Here is a 19985-nt window from a genome sequence, read left to right on the forward strand (position 1 = left end):
AAACAAAAAGTTAACCTCTTACGGCAATTTTAATCATCATTGAATGAACTACCGCTTCTATTTAAGCAAATTGGAGCAACTCATTGTAATGTTTATTACCAAAAACAAAAGTATGCAGCAAAAGGTAAAATGGTTTCGAAAGATGCTTACAGTGATCAATGGAAGATAAAGTACGATAGTAAGCCTGTCTTTGAGGTAAAAGTGATTGGTGAAAAATATGTTTACATTCTAATGCCTGCAATGGTCTTTTTCGATTTGAGCGCCGAAAACATTCACAAAACTGCTCAGCCGATGTATGACCAGATAGCCGCTATTAAAAACGATATAAAAATTGAGGGTTGGATAGTTGACTTACGTTTCAATACCGGCGGAAATTCTATGCCAATGCTGTTGGCTTTGTATGATTTTCTAGGAGATAATAAAATTTGGGGCGTAATGGATGTGAACAAGAGACCCCAAAGTGTAGATGAATTAAGAGCGGGCAATTATCTATTTGAAACTAAGAAGATGTCATACATTAAACCAAACGGAGCATTGTTAGATCAATCAAAAGTAGCTGTTTTAACAGGCGTCTTCACGGCCAGCTCTGGGGAGGTAACGGCAATTGCATTTAAAGGTAGACCCAATACAAAATTTATAGGACAAGCTACCTACGGTGCCACAACCGCTAATATTTACTGGCAGCTTCCATTTGATGCGACAATGGCCTTAACAACTTCTTATTACAGTGATAGAAATGGCGTTTATCATCCAAATATTGTTCCAGATGTTCTGATTTCAAAACAAGACCGTTTCGATGATTTGTTAGCCGATGGAAACATTAAAGAAGCAATAAAATTTTTTGAAAACAAAGGACAAAAACCTGTCGTTTATTAATGTTTTTGCCCCTTATTAACTTTAAATAGATGTAATATTTGTGGGAAAAGTGCGTCTATTGTTTCTTCAACTCCGTTTTTCGATCCTGGCAAAGTCAGTACCAGCGTATCTCCAATAAAACCAGCAACACCTCTTGAAAGCATGGCATAAGGCATTCGCTCTTGTCCGTAGCGCCTGGCGGTTTCCATAATGCCCTCAATTTCGCGATCTAAAAGTGGCGTAATGGCCTCCGGTGTAACATCACGTGGCGATAAACCGGTTCCGCCAGTAAAAATCAATAACTGGTGTTGATCATTAGAAAGTTCAGTAGCAACCTTTCTAATTACATCCACATCATCGGGTACAACATCGTACTTTAAGGTTTCTATTCCAAACTGTTCCAGCCTGGCAATTACCGCTTTGCCCGATAAATCTTCATTTTGATTTTGAAAAATCGAATCAGAACAAACGACCACAGCAGCTTTAAGCTCAGCGAATCGTTTGTTTTTCAAATCTGATTTTCCACCAGATTTCTCAAGTAACTTGATGTTTTTAATTTCGATGCCTTTATCAATGGGCTTCAGCATATCATACATCGTTAACGCCGTAACTGAAGCACCATGCATGGCTTCGACTTCAACACCAGTTTTGTAAATGGTATGCACCTCAACCAAAATCTCAATTTCCATCTCTTTAATCTCAAAAGTTATGGAAGAATATTCTACAGGAAGTGGATGGCAATCTGGAATGACATCGCTAGTGCGTTTTACACCGAATAAACCGGCTGCTCGGGCAAATTCGAAAACATCACCTTTAGGTACTTTTCTTTGTACCACCGCATCGATTGTTTCTTGTTTGGAAACTCGAACTGTTGCACTTGCAATCGCTTTTCTTAAGGTATTTGACTTCTTTGTGATGTTCACCATTTTTTAAATATTTTCTTTCCACTGATGACTTGCATCGGCAAATATTTCTTTTCCCCAGATGGGAAGTTCTGATTTAATTCTTTCTACCAGTTCGTTGCAGGCTTCGATAGCAGGTTTACGGTGTTTCGAAGAGGTGAATACGAATAGACAAATTTCACCAGCTCTGATTGTCCCTAAACTGTGGTGGATATGCATGCAACTCAGTGGATATTTGTCAAAAATTTCCTCTCTGATTTCGTGCATCTTATTTAATGCCAGGTCTTCAAATGCAGTATAGTTAATTGCTGAAACTATCTTTCCGTCAATCTCATCCTTTCTCACTTGTCCCATGAAAATACTATGACCACCGATTTCGGTTTTAGTATTGTGGTTGGCGATGCTTTTGGCTATAAATTCTGGTGAAACCGGGCCATCGACAAATATATTCTTGATTTTCTTTTCGCTCATACTAAAAGGTTAAAAAAATGGTTTCTCCACTTAGCAATACCGCCTTTTAAACTGTATATTCTTTTTTTATCTCCATATCTTTGATGCAGTTTTTCTGCTGCTGCAACACTTCTGATGCCATGTTGGCAAAGCAGAACAATGTGATCTGCCTCGATGTTAGAGGAGGCAAATCTATCAAATTCCGACATGGGAACTTGTTGGAAAGTTTTGGCATTTAGTCTCGGAAATTCATGCCGCTCCCGAACATCGATAATTAGGGTAGAATCTTTTTTACTCAGCTCCATCATCCTTTCAGCATCAATCTCGATGTAACTTTGTATCGGATTCTCAATATTATTATTCATTAATTCGGCTTCTGTTGTTACTTTTTGATAATCATCTGAAGGACTGATATTGATCTCATATTGCTCCTGACTGAGCAGGTTATAATGAAGTAGTTTGTTTATTAATGGTTTGCCAATCTTCGTAAGTAGTTTAATGACTTCTCCCGCCGCCATCGTTCCGATAATTCCTGGGAGAACACCTAAAACACCGTTCTCGGCACAGTTAGGGATTTCGTTAGCGACTGGTTGAACAGGAAATAAATCGCGATAATTGGTACTAATGACAAACTCGTTAGCCACATTGAAAATAGCAATTTGCCCCTCAAAGCCAGAAACGGCAGCAAATACCAATGGTTTTTTAAGCAAGACACAAGCATCATTAATTAAGTATCTCGATTCAAAATTATCTGTGCCGTCAAAAATAAGATCATAGCCAGAAATGATTTCGATGATGTTTGTTCTGTTAATTAAAATAGGATGGAGGATTAACTCGGTTTCTGGATTCATTTGCTGAAGCCGTTTCGCCGCAACTTCCACTTTTGATAATCCAATATCATCCATCCCGAAAAGTACTTGCCTTTGCAAATTGGAAAGTTCCACCACATCATGATCGGCAATGCCAATGCAGCCAACACCCGCAGCTACAAGATACTGTAGGGCAGGGCAGCCCAAACCGCCGGCACCGATAACCAAAACTTTCGCTTCGGTTAAGCGCTGCTGAGATTCAATGCCGAATCCACCTAGAATAATTTGCCTCTGGTATCGTTCCGTATTCATTTTATCCTCCTGAAAATGGTGGCATAATTGCAATGCTGTCGCTATTTTTGAGCTCACTATTCTGCTGAACGAGATTTTTATTCAGCGCTAATTTGTATTTCATTCCCGCAAGGTGCGGAAAAATATTTTCAAGGTGTGTCTTCAACTCATCAGTAGTTCCACAATCAATAGTAATTTTTTGATTGCTGATGAATTCTGATATTTTTCCAAAGCTGATGATTTCTATCTCCATTTAAATCAAATCCTAAATCAAAATCACATTTATATTTTCTCCCGCAGCGAAATTTTCTTGCCCTTCATTCAACTGAATCAGGCAATTTGCCTGGGCAAAAGAACTCAATCGGTAAGATTCTTGAGCACCAAGCGGAGTGGCTTTTCCATCTTTGTAATTTCCCTTCAAAAAATGGGTTAATCCCGGTGGCTTTTGATAGGGATGTGTTAATTCCGCCTGAATTGATTTTAAACTGTTTGCTTTATTTGAAAGCTGGTTTAACGCAGGAGCCACATAATTATAGTAACAGTTTAATACAGAAGATGGATTTCCTGGAAGGCCAAAAACAACTTTGTCTTCCTTTTTTCCAAAGAATAGTGGCTTTCCAGGTTTCTGTTTTATTTTATGGAAAATTTGATTTATGCCACAATCTGCCGCAGCTTGAAGCACAAAGTCGTAATCGCCAACACTTACACCACCAGTGAGCAAAACCACGTCATTTCTGACTAAAGCTTCTCTCAAAACAGCTGTCAATGTCTCCAAAGAGTCTTCAGCTTTTAAAATCTCGACATTAAAAATGCCTTCGTTTCTTAAAGCGGCGGCAAGCGAATAAGAATTTGATTCGTATACCTGTCCGAATTGTAAGGGTAAGCCTGGCTGCTGTAGCTCGTTTCCTGTAAGTATTATGGCCACACTTGGGTTGGGATAAACCATTACTTCGCTTACTCCAATGCCAGCTAAAAAAGCCAAAGCCGCCGGACTAAGTAAATCGCCTTTTGCCATAGCCAGCTTGCCAGTACGGATCTCCGAACCAATTTCCCTCACGTTTGCACCCTTTACCAGCTTCTCATCATCGAACGTGATGCGATCATCTTTCTTGCTGGTTTTTTCCTGCATTACCACTGTGTCCGCACCTTCGGGCAGCGGTGCGCCGGTAAATATTCTGCTGGTTTGGCCTTTGGATATGATTAATTTTTGAGCAGTTCCGGCAGCCATCTCACCAATCAAATGCAACTCTTCATGCACATCGTCGAAAATGATGGCATAACCATCCATAGAAGATTGACGAAAAGCAGGAATATCGAATTCGGCAATGATATCTTCAGAAAGGATATGGTCAGCAGCCTCCTGCAGTGGTTTTAAAACCGGTTTAAGTGGAGAAATATGGTCTCCAATTAGCTTTCTAGCCTCTTCAACACTTATCATTTATCCCCCAATGGTTATCATGCTTCGGTTTTTGATCGCGTCAGCATCCAGGTTTTCAAAATGGGTAATTAGTTGTCCGCCCAATTCCTTTTTCTTGCTCCAAATGGAGGCAAAGATTAAGGGAAGTACATCCTCCTTGTTTCTTAATGGCGTTAGCAAATCAGTTTCCCCATCAGAAAATAAGCAATTTTTCAGTTTGCCGTCAGCGGTTAAGCGCATGCGGTTACAGGTGCTACAAAAAGGAGCAGTCATGGTGCTAATAATGGCGAATGACCCTTCATGCCCAGGAATCATAAAGTGTTTGGCTGTATCATGAGGTGCAGATTTTACAGGCAATACGGTAAAATCTTCTTCTACAACATGCAATATTTCCTGCAGGGAAAACATTTTATTGCTTGTCCATTTATTACCTGAAAAAGGCATAAACTCGATAAATCTGATCTGAATAGGGCTGTGCTTTGTCCATTTGATAAAATCATTTATTTCACCATCATTAAGACCTTTCATCACCACCATATTTATTTTTACTGCGATTTTATGCTGTAATAACAGTTCGATATTACTTCTCACCTGGTGAAAAACATCACGCCTGGTGATCATAAAAAACTTTTCAGGCTGTAAAGTATCGAGACTGATATTAATGGTTTTAATACCCGATTCAATTAAAACAGACAACATTTCCGCAAGGCGGGTTCCGTTAGTGGTCATTACCAATTCTACCGGAAGTTTGCCTAATCCTTTTATAATTTCTGCAGCATCTTTACGAACGAGTGGTTCGCCGCCGGTTAAACGGATTTTTTTTACCCCTTGCGCTACGAAAAGTTCTGCCAAAGCGAGTACCTCAGCAGGTTTCATTAAACGCGATGCTGGAGTAAAATCATAATCCTCCTCTGGCATACAATAAAAGCAGCGGAAATTGCAATTATCGGTTAACGATATTCGCAAATAATCATGCACCCTTCCAAACGAATCTGCTATCATCTATTGTTAATTAAATTATTGTAATCTGCTTCAGTATCAATATCAATCTTTCCCAACTCAAATGGAATGTTAACGGTGTCATCGCCATGCGTCTTCAGTAATTGCTTAGCGCCAGTTTCACCGGTTAAATTTAGCAATTCTTCAAAGTATTTCTTGTTGAACAATGTTGGCGTGCCAGTTGTTTCAGCATAGGCACAGGTAACTATGTTTTTTAGTGTCGATTGATGAACAGAATTTAACTGTTCGAATATTTCCGCCTTAATATGTACCTGATCTGCTACTGTAAAGATAGCATTTTCAATTTTAGGTTCGATAGCTAACGCGGTTTGTAAGCCGAAAGAAATGCTCGACGACATGCCATTTTCCCAGCGCTCATTTACAACATAAAAAACCTCAGCTACTGCAGAGCGTTGCTTTATTTCTTCGGCATAAGCACCCAATACGATCACGATCGGATGAAACTTTGTTTTTACCGATGCTGCAATTGTAATATCAATTAAAGCTTGGCCCTGGTAGGTTAAAAGCTGTTTCGGCTTTCCCAATCTGCTGGAATTTCCTGCGGCCAAAATGATAATTGCGGTGCTCATTAACTGCTTTTGTTATCGTAAACGTGAATTGGATTTTTCTTGTCTTTCAGCATCCCTGCAGATGCGCCCGAAAAGGTGGCCTTAATTTCTGCAATAATAGAAATCGCAATTTCTTCGGCAGTTTCCGCTCCAATATCCAAGCCAATTGGCCCATTTATTTTACTTTCCTGTTCCGGTTGATTCAGTTCTTCCAACATTCTGATCAACTTTTTCTTCGGTCCTAAGGTGCCAATGTAAGGGGCATTCGTTTGTAAGAGCAAGTCTAAAAGTGCCGTATCGTAATTGTAATTATGGGTCATCAACACAAAAGCTGTTTGCCGGTCTATTTCTACTTGTGATAAAAGGCCTTCTGGCTTAGCTACTAAAACCTGTTTCACATTCGGAAACCTTTGTTGCGAAGCGTGTGTTTGCCTGCCATCAACAACGGTAATTTCCCAGCCTAAAATGTTTGCCATCTCAGCAAGGGGTTGTGCATCATTTCCTGCGCCGGCAATAATCAACTGAATAGGAGGAGGGATAAATTCCAGAAAGGCATCAAAATGCTGATCCTCAATAGTATAAGTTTCAAATCTCGATAACCCTAACTTTAATACATCAAAAGCATCATTTTTAATGGAAGCTATAATGGCATCAGTTATTTTTTCCAGGCTATCTTTCTCCCTGAATAACATGATTGAGCCGGGCTGATTTTTGCTCTCTAATGAGAACAAAGTGGCAATAACGCAGTTTTCCCTTCTGCTATTTGCTGCTTTTAAAATCTCAATCGGGTTTGCTTTGTCTTCGGGCGAAATGGGCTCAAAAAGAATATGAACAATGCCATTGCAGCCCAGCTGAACACCGAATTTTGCATCATCTTCGTCGGTGGTATCGTAGGTGACCAATTTGTTTTCCTGCTGGTGAATAGCCGAAAGTGCTTTTCTGAGCGCATCACCTTCTAAACAACCACCACTAATGGCACCAGTTAAAAATCCATCATCGGTTACCAACATTCGGGCACCGGGGCGCCTATACGATGAACCTTCTACTTTTACAACCGTTGCCAAGGCCGACTTTTTATTTTCGGAGATGGCTTTTTGATAAGCAGCTAGAATATCAACAATTTCTTTCATACAGGGATTTTATTCGAACCAAACCGCAAGATTGGCATAAAAATTAAATACTTGCCATATCGAATGGTAATTTTCTTATCCTTTTTCCTGTTAAATCGAAAATGGCCTCGGTTAATGCCGGAGCAAATGGGGGTAAACCTGGCTCGCCAATACCACCAGCATCTTCATTATTTTCCATAATGTGAACTTCAATCGGCGGAATATTAGTAATCCTTGGCATTTGATAATGGTAAAAATGATGTTGTTCTACCAACAGCAATCTTACAACCTTTAGGCCATTCGCCCAACGAATATCGAAAGTTGAATTAAACAAATTCAAAACCGATTGTTATAAATTATATTTGCTCACTTTAGCTTATTAGCATACCTATTAAATTTATGAAACCCTATATCATCCCCAAATTAATTCTTTCATTTTTGCTGATCTGTTCTTTTAGCCGAACCTTCGCCCAGACTACCGATGCCGTAAAGATAAGTGGGGTGCTTACTAAACCTTACACGCTAACCTCAGCCGATTTGGCGAAAATGCCTAGGGTTAAAGTTTCACGGAAAGATGGTGATAGCACAAATTATGAATATTCTGGCGTGCTACTTTCTACGGTTTTGGCTAAAGGTGGGGTCACACTCGGTAAAGATTTACGAAGAGAAAACTTAACAAAATATGTGATTATTGAGGCGATTGATGGTTATCAGGTCGTATTTTCTTTGGCCGAATTGGATGCGGATTTTACAGATGAAAAGATTATTTTGGCAGATACTGTGGACAATGAGCCACTTCTTTCTACTGAAGGTCCGTTTAGAATTATTGTAGAAAACGATAAGCGGGCAGCGAGATGTATAAAACAAGTTACGAGTATAAAAATTGAGTTTGCTAAATGATCAGAATTAAGACAGTTGCCAATAAGATGATGGCTTGCATCGGCATATTACTGCTGTTTAATGCACAAATCTACGCTCAAACCCTTCGCATTGCGGTAGCTGCAAATGCCCAAGCGGTGATTAAAAAATTGCAAGTCGATTTTAAAAAACAGACAGGCATCAACACCGAAGTGATTTCAGGAGCATCTGGTAAGCTTACGACTCAAATTATGAATGGGGCGCCTTACGATGTTTTCCTTTCTGCAGATACAGAATTTCCCGCTAAACTTTTTGCTGCAGGTTATGGAATTCAAAAACCAAAACTTTATGCATTAGGCAGTCTTATTATATGTGGAAATGTGCAAGGCGATATAAAAGATTGGCAAAAGCTGGTATCGATGGATGTGGTAAAAAAAATGGCTATTGCCAACCCAAAAACTGCACCATATGGTTATGCCGCCCTGCAATCGTTAAAATTTTATAATTTAGAGAACAAAATAAAACATAAACTGGTATTTGGAGAAAGTATCGCCCAGGTGAACACCTACCTTCAAACTGGAGTTGTAGGTTTAGGTTTTACCACCGAATCTTTCTTATATGAAAACGGATTTAATGCTAAGTTGAAATGGGCGAGGGTAGATCAAAAAAGTTATAAAAATATTGAACAAGCGGTTATTTTGCTGTCGCATGCAAAAAAATCAGGAATAAATAATGCATTAAAATTTTATGAATATCTTTCGTCGGCATCAGCCAGAAAAATTATTAAAAACAATGGTTATCATCTACCAAACTAACCTTAAAAAATAATGGATCTGGAACCGATTTGGCTAAGTTTGAGGTTGGCTGCCATTACCACCATTTTGCTGCTTTTTATTGGGGTTCCTATTTCGTATTGGCTATCGCGGAAGCAAACTGTTCTAAAACTTATTGCCGAAGCGCTTATTACCATGCCTTTAGTATTGCCACCATCGGTACTTGGTTTCTATTTGCTTTTGGCTTTTAGTCCGAGTAATGCTTTTGGCGAGTGGCTGCAGGCGCATTTAGATTTACAACTGGTCTTTTCATTTAAAGGGTTGGTCATTGCTTCCATTATTTATAGTCTTCCTTTTATGGTCAGTCCGCTAAAAGCAGCTTTCTCTCACCTGCCAAAATCAATGGCAGAGGCTTCTTACATGATGGGTAAATCTAAAGCGCAAACCTTTTTTAAGGTACTTTTGCCAAATATTAAAGCCTCTATTTTTACAGCTGTGGTATTGACTTTTGCACATACATTGGGAGAGTTTGGTGTGGTATTAATGATTGGTGGAAACATCCCCGGGCAAACGAAAGTAGCATCGATAGCGATTTACGATGCAGTGGAAACCATGGATTATGCATCAGCCAACTCTTATGCTCTTATTTTATTTGCCATCACTTTCATCATCGTAGTAGGCGTTTTTATCATCAATAGAAATGCAGTTAAAAGCCCATTCGAATGATAGAGATAGATATTGAAAAAAAAATGGGTAATGGTTCTGGCAGTTTGGCACTTCAGGTTAAGAGCGCCTTCCAATCAAATTCAGTCACCAGAATTTTAGGCCCTTCGGGAGCTGGTAAATCGACTTTGTTAAAAATTATTGCCGGGCTTGTCTTGCCAGATAAAGGGACAATTAAGTTTGAAAATAACATTTGGTTCGATGGCCAAACAAAATACAATAAAAAAGTGCAGGAGCGCCAGGTGGGCTTTGTTTTCCAAGATTATGCACTTTTTCCGAACATGACGGTTGAACAGCATCTGAGCTATGGCACAACGGATTTAAATTATATCCGTGAATTGCTGGAAATGGGTGAGTTAGATCAACTTAAATATCGCTATCCAAAACAACTTTCAGGTGGCCAACAGCAGCGCCTTGCTATTTTGCGAGCGCTATCTACTAAGCCTAAATTATTGTTGATGGATGAACCTTTTTCTGCACTTGATGCTGCACTCAAAAACCGGATGATGGAAAGGCTGAAACTGATATTTGAGGAGCAAAAAACCACTGTAATCATGGTGACGCACCAAGATAATGAATGGGCGAGTGCCGATAATCAGATCTTTAACCTGGAAAGTAGAGAAAATTAGGAGGTTGATTTTAAGTTGTGGTGGTTCCCAGCTGGGAACCACCACAACTTAAAATATTTATTGCGTTTTAAACCGCTGACACGCTTTGGTAGCTTGTATTCAAATTAATATTTGCTTTCTCGGCAGCCTCAATTGGCGCATAATCTGAAAGGATTAAAGCTTTCCCTTTCTTCACGCAGACATCATGCTCAAAATGAACGGATGGTTTACCATCTTTAGTTCTTACGGTCCAGCCATCTTTTTCGATGTAAACATCTTTTTTGCCCAAGTTAATCATCGGTTCAATGGCCATAACCAAATTTTCTTTAAGCATTAAACCCGAACCTCGTTTGCCATAATTAGGCACTTGAGGATCTTCGTGCATGCTTTTGCCTAAACCATGACCAACAAAATCTCTCACTACACCATAGCCTTGCTTTTCGTTGTGATTTTGAATGGCGTAACCAATATCACCCAAACGTTTGCCTACCACTGCTTCGTTAATGCCAACAAAGAGCGATTCCTTTGTCGTTCTTACCAAATCCAGGATGTCCTGACTTGCTTCACCAATTACAAAAGTATAAGCATGATCGCCATGGTATTCGTTCTTGATCACACCTACGTCAACTGAAATAATATCACCGTCTTTTAGGGTTTCTGTACCGGGGAAACCATGCACCACTACATCATTAACTGAAGTAATAATATGATGTGGGAAACCGCTATAGTTGTAAAATGAAGGTACAGCGCCATGATCAAGTATAAATTGATTGGCAAGTTTATCAATTTCAATGGTCTGCAGTCCGGGGCGTAATATTTTAGCGATTTCGGAAAGGGTTTCGCTTACTAAAAGTGCACTGATTTGCATCAGCTCCACTTGTTCATCAGTTTTATAAAAAATCATTGTTGCAAAATTACGAATAAGTTTTTTAAATGCTTATCGTATTTACAGCGTTACAAATTTTACTCCTAAACTTACCCAACGGGAGGGAAGGGGAATGGCTCCAATTTCGAAATACCGGGTGTCAAAAATATTTTGTGCATCCATGTAAATGGTGAATTTATTAATAGATTGACTCAACCTGAAATCATTAATCCAGTAAGATGGACCGGTTATCCGCTGATTAAATCGCGTGGCCAAAAGCACAGAAAAGTGATGATACTTGAAATCTACGGTATTGGTAACTTGATGCTTTAGCGCCGACAATTGGTATTTTGAAGCCAGCACTTGCGCCATGTTTTTAAACTTCGAATCTAAATAAGAGTAGGCCAAACTAAAATTAAAGTTGGATTGGTCATGTAGCGCTAAATGATAATTAGAGCGGAAATTAATCCCTCTGGTAACCATTGTACCCACATTGTTGGCCTGGAAAGGTTCGGTAGCTACGAGTCTTGTCCAATCGATAAATTTATCTATGTTTCTATAAAAAAAGCTGGAGTTGAAGGTGAAATTGCGCTCCAGAAATTTAAATCCCGCTTCGCTTTGAAACGCATTTTCGGGTTGTACATCGGGGTTACCAATGTTTCCTGGTCGTTGGTTAAGGTATAAATCGGTAAAAGAAGGAATCCGCTGACTGGTACCGAGACTACCAATTAGTTTGAGTGCGTTACCAATGGCATAACTCGCATCTATCCCTGGATAAATTTGCCACTTATAGGAGGAATTGTAGTTAATGTAGGCACCGGCATTTATATCCAGTCTTTCGAAGAAACTAGTGCGGTACTGAGTATAGAAGCCTGCGTTTTCACGGCGGTGATTTCCAATATTTGACGAGTTGATATTTTCGCTTCTCACTTCGGCACCGAAACCGAGTTCGCCAGTATTGGTTTTGTATGTGCTGGTTACTTCTGCTGCGAATGAATTGGTAGCATGTTTACTTACTCCAGCATTCGGATTTACATTGCCAAAATAACGGTAATCATCAAAATTATACCGGTAGCTTAAGCGTGGCAGCAAAGTCCATCGGGTAGATAAAATATGTTTAGATTGGATTGATGCTAACGTAGTTTGAACCTTTTCTGTCGAGTTTCTATCGCCTGGAGCGGCATAAAAACCGTTGGCACCAAATTCATTTTCGGTATAACCTGCCGCGGCAATAATTTCATTAGCATCGTCAATCTGGAAATTTCCCTGATAAAGCAATTTCGTGTTTTCGAATTGCGTATTGAAACGATAGCCATTGCTTTTATCGAAACCGCCAAAAAGCGAATGTTGTTGCTTCTCCTTGCTCAATACGCCACCCAACTGAACTCCGTTGTTATAAAAAGTTTTTCCAGTGCCTTCCGTATTTTTTTCAAAGTTCGATCCGGCATGTACATCTGCCAGCACACCAGAATGTGTAGGCTTTTTGGTGATGATATTAATTGCGCCGGTGAGGCTGTTTATGCCGTAGATTCTGGCGGCAGGGCCTCTAATAATCTCTATCCTTTCAATTGCTTCTACCGGAATCGGCAGGTTAAGCATGTTGTGTGCCGTTTGGCTATCAATAATTTTGGTTCCGTTTAATAACACAACGGTTTGTTCAAAACTCCCACCATCAATACTAATATCTGCCTGACCGCCGAAAGGTCCGCGTTGCCTTAAATCTACACCATTGGCATATTGAAGCAATTCCTGGATGCTGCGACCGGGCAATTTGGCAATTACGGTTTGATCGATTACGTAAACATTTCTGTTCTGTTTTGAGATTGGGGTTTTAAAACCATTTTCATTAATGACCACATCATCAATCTTAATTACAGTATCTTGTTTTTGTTGCGCATATAACTCTGCACTGAAGAGTAGCAGTAACGCAAAATAAAGTTTTTTCACTTGGCTAATTTTTTTCAAAAGTAGTATCTTGCCGTACCACTAAAGTATACCAGTTTAAATAAAATGGATAGTCCGGTTCAAATTCCTTTTAAAAGTTTTATACAGCTCGATTCGAAAAGCGCAACAGCTATTTATTTACAAATCGTTTTTGAGTTTATTAAAGCTATACAACTCGGTTTTCTTCCCGAGGGAACGAAATTGCCAGGCAGCAGAATTTTGTGTAGGCTATTGGGTGTAAATAGAAATACGCTAATCAAAGCTTTTGACGATTTAGAATCGCAAGGGTTTATAAAAATTTCAGCGAGTAAGGGTACCTTTATACTATCTAGTCAGAAGCAGGTTGTGAAGAAAGAGGGGATTCGTTCTTTACCAAATGACCTCCCGGTTGCTGTCGATTTTGATTTTAAGAAATCAAATATTCTGGATAATCCAGTTGAGGGAAGTGACTTATCCCTTCAATTTAATGATGGTTTGCCCGATGCCCGGCTTGTGCATACGGACGTACTGGCCCGGTTGTATGTTTCGAAATTAAAGAGAAACAGAAATAACGGGGTTTGGGAACAACTGCAAACACAAGCGCACCTAAATTTTAAAGCGCAGTTTTGCAATTACCTAAACCTAACCCGCGGGTTAAAAATAGCACCATTAAATCTCCTCACCACCACCAATCATGAAATCAGCTTATTTCTTGTACTGAAATTGTTGATAAATGCTGGCGATAAGGTTGTTGTTGCTTCACCAGGCTATTATTTTTCCAACATGAGTATTCTGGATAGCGGAGCACAAATTATTTCCGTTACAATAGATGAGGAGGGGATTAATGTGATCAATCTTCGTGAAATATGCAAAGCACATCAAATTAAGGTACTTTACCTCACCTCCGTAAATCTTTATCCTACAACAATTTCTTTAAGCGCAAAGCGAAGAATAGAAATATTGGAACTGGCTAGAGAATACCGTTTTATCATCATTGAAGATGATTACGATTTCGAATTTCATTTTGATAATAATACTGTGCTTCCGTTAGCCGCTATTGATACTTATAAGAATGTGGTTTATATTGGCTCGTTTGCAAAGTCTCTTCCGGCAGGTTTTAGCTATGGATTTGTGTCGGCACCGCCAGATTTCATCGCTGAATTAGAAAAACATCAACGCATACTAGCATCCGGTGTTGACGTAATTAAGGAACAGGTACTTACCGAATGGATTGAAGAAGGAGAAGTTCATCGCCTGGCGAAGAAAAATAAAAAAATATACAAGGAGCGGAGGGATTATTTTGTTGAGCTACTTCATCTTAAACTGGAAGGATCGATTAAATTTCAGGTTCCTAACCAGGGCTTGGCGGTTTGGATAGAATGGCTGCCAAGTTTTAGTTTAATAAAGTTCCAAAAAAAATGTCTGGATAACGGATTGTTTCTGCCTAAAACAACCTTGTATCAAAATAAAAATTTAATTGCTACCCGCCTGGGCTTTGGCAGTTTGAATGAAAAAGAGATGGAAAATGCTGTGGCAATTTTGCAAAAATCTATTGCTGAAGTACTGATAGAAATTAGATAATATTTTACAATTCATCGATAGTATTGTACAGTTAAAAGTTAGGAGTCCTTGCTAAATTTGTGGTTAGATAAAATTTATTAGAGAATATTAATCTCATTTGTAAAAAAAGTGATGCGAATATTCGAGATCAAATTCATAACCGTATTTTTGACGTTTATGATATTTTATTGAACTTTTTTTAACTAACCAATATAAATCGATGAGCAAAAATTTACATAACAATCCTTTGTTTAAGGCACTCAGTATTCTCGGTGTAATAGGAGGAATGGTTACGCTACCTATTCTGTCTTTTGCGGTAGCATTGCCAAAACCGTTGGTATCCATCTCAAAAAGTAAGCTAACGAAAGTGGTTCCGGTAAGAGGAACTGTTGTGGACGCTAAAGGCGGACCATTACCTGGCGTAGTGGTAAAAGTTAAGGGAGGCGGTGCCGCGGTTGCTACAGATGCAGACGGAAGGTTTACGCTAAATATCGAGACCGGAAATGAAACCTTAGTTTTAAGTTTGGTAGGCTTTAAGTCGACTGAATTTCCGGTAAATGGAAAAACAGAGGTTAAAATCGTGATGAGCGAGGATATAGCGAATCTCGAGGATGTTGTGGTAGTTGGCTACGGCACAGTTAAGAAGAAAGATTTAACAGGTGCAGTATCTAGTGTAAAAAGCGAAGACATTACCATTAGTCCGGTAAGTAGCCCAATGGAAGCTTTACAGGGCAGGGTTGCCGGTTTGGATATTCAGCGTACCAGTGGGCAATCGGGTCAATCACCAAATGTATTACTTAGGGGAAATAGATCCATTACCGTCGGTTCAATTCCTGGTGCTTCTCAAAATCCTTTGTATGTTATTGATGGAATTATTGGAAACATCAACAGCTTAAATCCAAACGATATTGAAACCATTGATGTATTGAAGGATGCTTCATCAACTGCAATTTATGGTGTGGCTGGTGCAAATGGCGTAATCATGATCACCACTAAGAAAGCTAAAGCGGGTAAGGTACAAATTGATGTTGATTCGTATTACGGTACTAACGGCAGAGCAGAATTTCCAAAAGCTTTAACCCGCGATGCCTGGTTAAGTTACATTAACGAACGTTATTTCGCTGCAAATGGTAGATATCCGGCAAACTTAACAGATGCAGGTGTGCCAGCATCGGGAATCACCGCAATTAACAATGGCCAATGGGTTGATTGGGTAGATGAAACATTACGTAACGGATCACAACAAAATCACCACATTTCCATTCGTGGAGGTTCTGAAAAGGTACAAGGATACATGTCATTGGGTTACATTCAAGAAAAGGGTATTTACCAAGGCGATCAATCTAAATTCTATAATGTTCGCGGTGGGGTAGATGTAAACTTCAACAAATATTTTAAAGCCGGGCTACAAACTACCGTCAACTTAAGGGATGGTGACCAAACGAATAGCCGGATTAATAAAGCATTTGGTGTTTATCCGCTAGGGTCGGCATATAATGAAGATGGTTCGGTAAACGCACTTCCACTTGCTGGTGTTTCTGCGGTAAGTCCGATTGCTAATTACGCCGATGGTGTATTTATCAACAATACAAAAAGTCTTTTCCTGGCTGTAAATCCTTATGTGGAAATTACGCCAATTAAAAATCTGTCTATCCGTTCAAATTTAGGTTTAACCCTTTCGGCTAACCGACAAGGTACTTTTGCAAACGAACGTTCTTATAATATCCTATCGGAAGGTAGAACCGCAAAAGAAGCCAGCTATGAAAATAATATTGCTTACAATTATCTGTGGGAGAACATTATCAACTATAATCTTACAATTGCAAAGGACCATCAGTTTACTGTAACAGGAATCACATCATTTGAAGATAGAAGAGGAGAACGCTCATTTATTTATGGTACTGGGCTTGAGTTTGATGACTACAAGTTCTATAATCTGGCAGCTGCAACGTTGTCTACCACTAAAGCAACAGGTTATACGCAACAAAACAGAATGTCGTTCGCCGGAAGAATCAACTATAATTACAAAGGAAAGTACCTTTTTCAGGCATCCAATCGTTGGGATGGTGTATCGCAGTTAATAGATAAGTGGTCTACGTTTCCATCAGTTTCTGCGGCGTGGCGTATTAGTGACGAGAAATTTATGGAATTTAGTAAAGCTTATGTAACTAACCTGAAATTAAGAGCGGGTTATGGTGTTGCCGGAAATCCAAATATCCCTGCTTACAATAACAGCACTTTGGTGGCTTCAAGATCTGGCGATTTTCCACTTACATTAGGAGGTTCTACTGCATTACCATTGTATTCTACCAATCGTGCTTTGGGTAACGAAGCCTTAACCTGGGAGCGCTCATACAATTTCAACTTAGGTTTAGATTTTACATTATTTAACGGAAGAGTAGATTTTGCCGGAGAGTATTTTCACACAAAATCTAAGGGCGTACTATACCCAAGAAACTTGCCGCCGACGGATGGTGGCTACGATGCTAAAAACCAATATTTCATTTACGCCAATATTGGTGAAACTAAAAATCAAGGTGTTGAGATCACTATTAACAGTAGAAATATCGATACGAAAAATTTCAGATGGAATTCTGCATTTACTTTTACCAGAGCTACAGAAGAGCTAACTAAGATTGACTTAGGAAACTCTGTAGCGGCAACCTCGCTAATTACCAATAACCTTTTTGTGGGCAGCCAATTACCACAAACTGTAATTTATGGATATAAAAAATTGGGTATTTGGCAATTAGGTGAAGAAACGGAGGCTGCAAAATATGGCGCCAAACCTGGCGATATGAAATTGGCGACTGTGCCTAGAATTGATGCCTCGGGTGTGAGTGATAATGGCGTTCACCCATATACTGCTGCAGATAGAATGATTCTGGGACACAACACACCAGATTTTAGCTTAGGTTTGCAAAATACCTTCGCCTATAAAGGATTTGATTTAACCGTATTTATGACCATGCGCTATGGACAAACCATTAATGCTCAACTTTTGGGATATTGGAATTCTGTTGCACAGCCCGATACCTATAATTATTGGACACCGACAAATCCGACTAATGATTTTCCAAGACCAACGCTTGGGGCTGTAAACAATAATCTAATTAGTGCACTATCAATTGTTGATGGATCATATTTCAAAATAAAAAACATTACGCTAGGTTATACTCTGCCAACCAAATTAAGTACCAAAGCTGGATTTAGCCAGATCAGATTTTATGGCACAGCCTATAACAGTTTTGTATTTGCAAAGAGTGATTTGCTGAAAAATATCGATCCTGAAACTGCTGGAAACGATAGCTTTCCATTATACAGGCAAATGGTTTTTGGTTTAAACGCATCATTTTAATTTTAAAGAAATAGGGAATGAAAACATTATATAAATATTCGCTAGGCTTAATTGTAGTCTTTTCGCTTAGCACAACTTCATGTAAAAAATATCTTGATGAAGTAAATCCTGGTGCCACTACTTTAGAAACGGCTTATACCAATAAATCGGGTTTTGAAGGATTGATTAATACCATTTATGTAGATAATTACTTCTTCTATGGTAAAGTAGATTTCATCGGTCCATCAGAAATGGGGACTGATTTATGGATCAATTATGCAGGTTCGGATATCGGCATTACCACTTACGATAACACTTTAAACACCAACTTGTCTACACTCAAAACCATTTGGGGAGGTTGTTATTCTGCAATTGGACTGGCAAATACGGCCATCGAATACAGCTCGAAAGTTAAAGGTTTTGCCTCACAGGCGGATATCGATGCAAAAGTTGCTGAAGCTTATTTTTGGAGAGCATGGGCTTACTTTAATTTGGTGGAGCAGTTTGGAGCAGTTTACTTGACTACAAAATCTGCAGCAACAGAAGGAAATAATATTCAGCCAACGCGAAGTACGGAGAAGGAAATTTATGATTTAATTATTTCTGACCTGAAGTTTGCCTGTGAAAAATTGCCTATTACTCAAGGTGCTTTAAGAGGACGGATAGCAAGAAAAGCGGCTTATGGAATGCTTGCAAAAGTGTACCTACAACGCACTCGTTTAGGTGAAAAAGAACAATATGCACAACTTGCATTAACAACTGCCGAAGAATTAATTAACAATCCGGCAAAATACAATGCTGCACTGTACTTAAGTGATGCTACACGTTCGGGCTTTGCAAAAGCTTTCGATTTGAAAAATAATAAGAGTAATACAGAGTTTCTTTTTCTTCAGGCGGTGGATGTTTCTGGTTTAAATCCTGAAGGTTTTAACAGAGGACGTACCCGTCAGTATTACTTGCCTGATTTAGGTGGTAGAGGTGCGGAATGGGGTACAACTGAAACAACTGTACTTTATGGAAGATCAAATTCTAAACAATATAAACCAACCAAATATTTGCTAACGAATATTTTCGATCCGAGGGAAAATACACCAGATACCAGATTTGCGAACACCTTTACTTATAAGTTTTATGCAAGTGCTGACAAAGTAATTACTGCTGCTTTGGCAACTGCTTATCAAAAAGATCCTTCAATTGTGGGTAAAACTATTTTAAGTACCAGACAAGCTTACACTGGTCCGGATTATTTTCTTGCTTCAGGTGGTACTTTCGAAGAGGAAAAAAATATGACTAATGATGTAGGGCTTTCTGTCTTTACACCAAACTGGACAATTCCTGCGGCAGACAAAAAGAAAATCCCTGCGTTAGTTGCAGATCCTAGTGATCTTTTTGACCCTGCCACGAATAATTATAAATTACCAGCTTCGTTCCCGAACGAGCCAAGTTTGATTAATATTTTTCCAGCGTTCAAAAAATTCTCTGGTAAAATGTACGCACAATCAAATCAAAACTGGTTGGGAGACATTCCAATTTTGCGTTTAGGTGAGGTTTATCTAATTGCTGCAGAAGCGGCCATCTTAGCTAATAACGATGTTTTGAAAGCGTCTAATTATGTAAATGTAATTCGTAAGCGTGCTGCGGTTACTAGCCGCGAAAGCGAAATGCTGGCTACACCGGCAGAAATGAATGTAGCATACATTTTAAAAGAGCGTGGTAGAGAGTTGGCTGGTGAGCATACCCGTTGGATTGATTTGAAAAGAACCGGAAACTTATCAACTGCTTACTTTCAGCAAACCAACCCTATTATTGCCCCTAACTTCGATCCGAAGAAACATACGGTTAGGCCGATTCCACAATACTTTTTAGATGCCATTACTAATGCTGCCGAATTCGGTAACAATGGTTATTAACTAATAAAGTATATTCAATAGGTTAAG

General features: G+C 39.2%; 19 protein-coding genes. 8 read left to right on the top strand and 11 right to left on the bottom strand.

All coding sequences use genetic code 11. The features are described from left to right. Positions 1–39 precede the first annotated feature (39 nt). On the top strand, positions 40–876 hold the full coding sequence (locus ASE92_RS08390) for a S41 family peptidase (protein WP_056849655.1): 837 nt from the start codon (positions 40–42) through the stop codon (positions 874–876). Here ASE92_RS08390 and moaCB read toward each other — a convergent pair. The 9 genes from moaCB to ASE92_RS08435 are packed head-to-tail and all read right to left on the bottom strand — an operon-like array spanning position 873 to position 7642. Continuing rightward, on the bottom strand, positions 873–1781 hold the full coding sequence (gene moaCB / locus ASE92_RS08395) for a bifunctional molybdenum cofactor biosynthesis protein MoaC/MoaB (protein WP_056849656.1): 909 nt from the start codon (positions 1779–1781) through the stop codon (positions 873–875). The two genes, ASE92_RS08390 and moaCB, sit on opposite strands and share 4 nt — an antisense overlap. 3 nt (positions 1782–1784) lie before the next feature. Continuing rightward, a complete protein-coding gene (locus ASE92_RS08400; protein WP_056849657.1) occupies positions 1785–2228 on the bottom strand; it encodes a molybdenum cofactor biosynthesis protein MoaE in 444 nt (147 codons plus the stop codon). After that, complete coding sequence (locus tag ASE92_RS08405) at positions 2225–3328, bottom strand: HesA/MoeB/ThiF family protein (protein WP_056849658.1); 1104 nt, start codon at positions 3326–3328, stop codon at positions 2225–2227. Before ASE92_RS08405 ends, ASE92_RS08400 begins: the two co-directional genes overlap by 4 nt. Before the next feature lies 1 nt (position 3329). Continuing rightward, entirely contained in the window at positions 3330–3560 is a 231-nt protein-coding gene (locus ASE92_RS08410; RefSeq protein ID WP_056849659.1) for a MoaD/ThiS family protein, read from the bottom strand. Between the two features lie 12 nt (positions 3561–3572). Next, positions 3573–4745 (bottom strand): gephyrin-like molybdotransferase Glp, encoded by a 1173-nt coding sequence (glp, locus tag ASE92_RS08415; RefSeq protein ID WP_056849660.1) that lies wholly within the window; start codon positions 4743–4745, stop codon positions 3573–3575. After that, complete coding sequence (gene moaA, locus ASE92_RS08420; RefSeq protein WP_056849661.1) at positions 4746–5726, bottom strand: GTP 3',8-cyclase MoaA; 981 nt, start codon at positions 5724–5726, stop codon at positions 4746–4748. Beyond that, complete coding sequence (locus tag ASE92_RS08425) at positions 5723–6313, bottom strand: NTP transferase domain-containing protein (protein ID WP_056849662.1); 591 nt, start codon at positions 6311–6313, stop codon at positions 5723–5725. Before ASE92_RS08425 ends, moaA begins: the two co-directional genes overlap by 4 nt. Continuing rightward, positions 6313–7422, bottom strand: coding sequence for an XdhC family protein (locus ASE92_RS08430; RefSeq protein ID WP_056849663.1), 1110 nt, complete (start codon positions 7420–7422; stop codon positions 6313–6315). The genes ASE92_RS08425 and ASE92_RS08430 overlap by 1 nt, the downstream gene beginning before the upstream one ends. 43 nt (positions 7423–7465) lie before the next feature. Then, positions 7466–7642, bottom strand: a complete 177-nt coding sequence (locus ASE92_RS08435) for a hypothetical protein (RefSeq protein WP_200926374.1) — start codon at positions 7640–7642, stop codon at positions 7466–7468. 158 nt (positions 7643–7800) lie between these two features. Here ASE92_RS08435 and ASE92_RS08440 point away from each other — a divergent pair, with 158 nt between their 5' ends. From ASE92_RS08440 to ASE92_RS08455, 4 genes are read left to right on the top strand one after another with little or no spacing between them, the layout of a single operon-like run. Beyond that, positions 7801–8301 carry a molybdopterin-dependent oxidoreductase gene (locus tag ASE92_RS08440; RefSeq protein ID WP_056849665.1) on the top strand — a complete coding sequence of 167 codons (501 nt, stop codon included), beginning with the start codon at positions 7801–7803 and terminating at the stop codon, positions 8299–8301. After that, the gene (gene modA, locus ASE92_RS08445) at positions 8298–9074 is read left to right on the top strand and encodes a molybdate ABC transporter substrate-binding protein (protein WP_056849666.1); all 777 of its coding nucleotides are present in this window, start codon (positions 8298–8300) and stop codon (positions 9072–9074) included. The genes ASE92_RS08440 and modA overlap by 4 nt, the downstream gene beginning before the upstream one ends. 12 nt (positions 9075–9086) lie before the next feature. Continuing rightward, entirely contained in the window at positions 9087–9758 is a 672-nt protein-coding gene (gene modB / locus ASE92_RS08450; protein ID WP_056849667.1) for a molybdate ABC transporter permease subunit, read from the top strand. Beyond that, positions 9755–10384 (top strand): sulfate/molybdate ABC transporter ATP-binding protein, encoded by a 630-nt coding sequence (locus ASE92_RS08455; RefSeq protein WP_056849668.1) that lies wholly within the window; start codon positions 9755–9757, stop codon positions 10382–10384. The genes modB and ASE92_RS08455 overlap by 4 nt, the downstream gene beginning before the upstream one ends. A 67-nt stretch (positions 10385–10451) precedes the next feature. On the opposite strand, the gene map is transcribed toward ASE92_RS08455, so the two are convergent. Beyond that, a complete protein-coding gene (gene map / locus ASE92_RS08460; RefSeq protein ID WP_056849669.1) occupies positions 10452–11267 on the bottom strand; it encodes a type I methionyl aminopeptidase in 816 nt (271 codons plus the stop codon). A 42-nt stretch (positions 11268–11309) separates the two neighbouring features. Continuing rightward, complete coding sequence (locus ASE92_RS08465; RefSeq protein ID WP_056850025.1) at positions 11310–13175, bottom strand: TonB-dependent siderophore receptor; 1866 nt, start codon at positions 13173–13175, stop codon at positions 11310–11312. Between the two features lie 63 nt (positions 13176–13238). Here ASE92_RS08465 and ASE92_RS08470 point away from each other — a divergent pair, with 63 nt between their 5' ends. The 3 genes from ASE92_RS08470 (at position 13239) to ASE92_RS08485 (ending at position 19958) form a co-directional block, all read left to right on the top strand. Next, positions 13239–14732 (top strand): PLP-dependent aminotransferase family protein, encoded by a 1494-nt coding sequence (locus ASE92_RS08470; protein WP_056849670.1) that lies wholly within the window; start codon positions 13239–13241, stop codon positions 14730–14732. Between the two features lie 199 nt (positions 14733–14931). Further along, entirely contained in the window at positions 14932–18069 is a 3138-nt protein-coding gene (locus tag ASE92_RS08480; protein ID WP_082454985.1) for a TonB-dependent receptor, read from the top strand. Between the two features lie 17 nt (positions 18070–18086). Beyond that, positions 18087–19958, top strand: coding sequence for a RagB/SusD family nutrient uptake outer membrane protein (locus ASE92_RS08485; RefSeq protein ID WP_056849673.1), 1872 nt, complete (start codon positions 18087–18089; stop codon positions 19956–19958). Positions 19959–19985: the final 27 nt, after the last annotated feature.

Source organism: Pedobacter sp. Leaf41 (genome assembly GCF_001422545.1).
GTDB lineage: Bacteria > Bacteroidota > Bacteroidia > Sphingobacteriales > Sphingobacteriaceae > Pedobacter.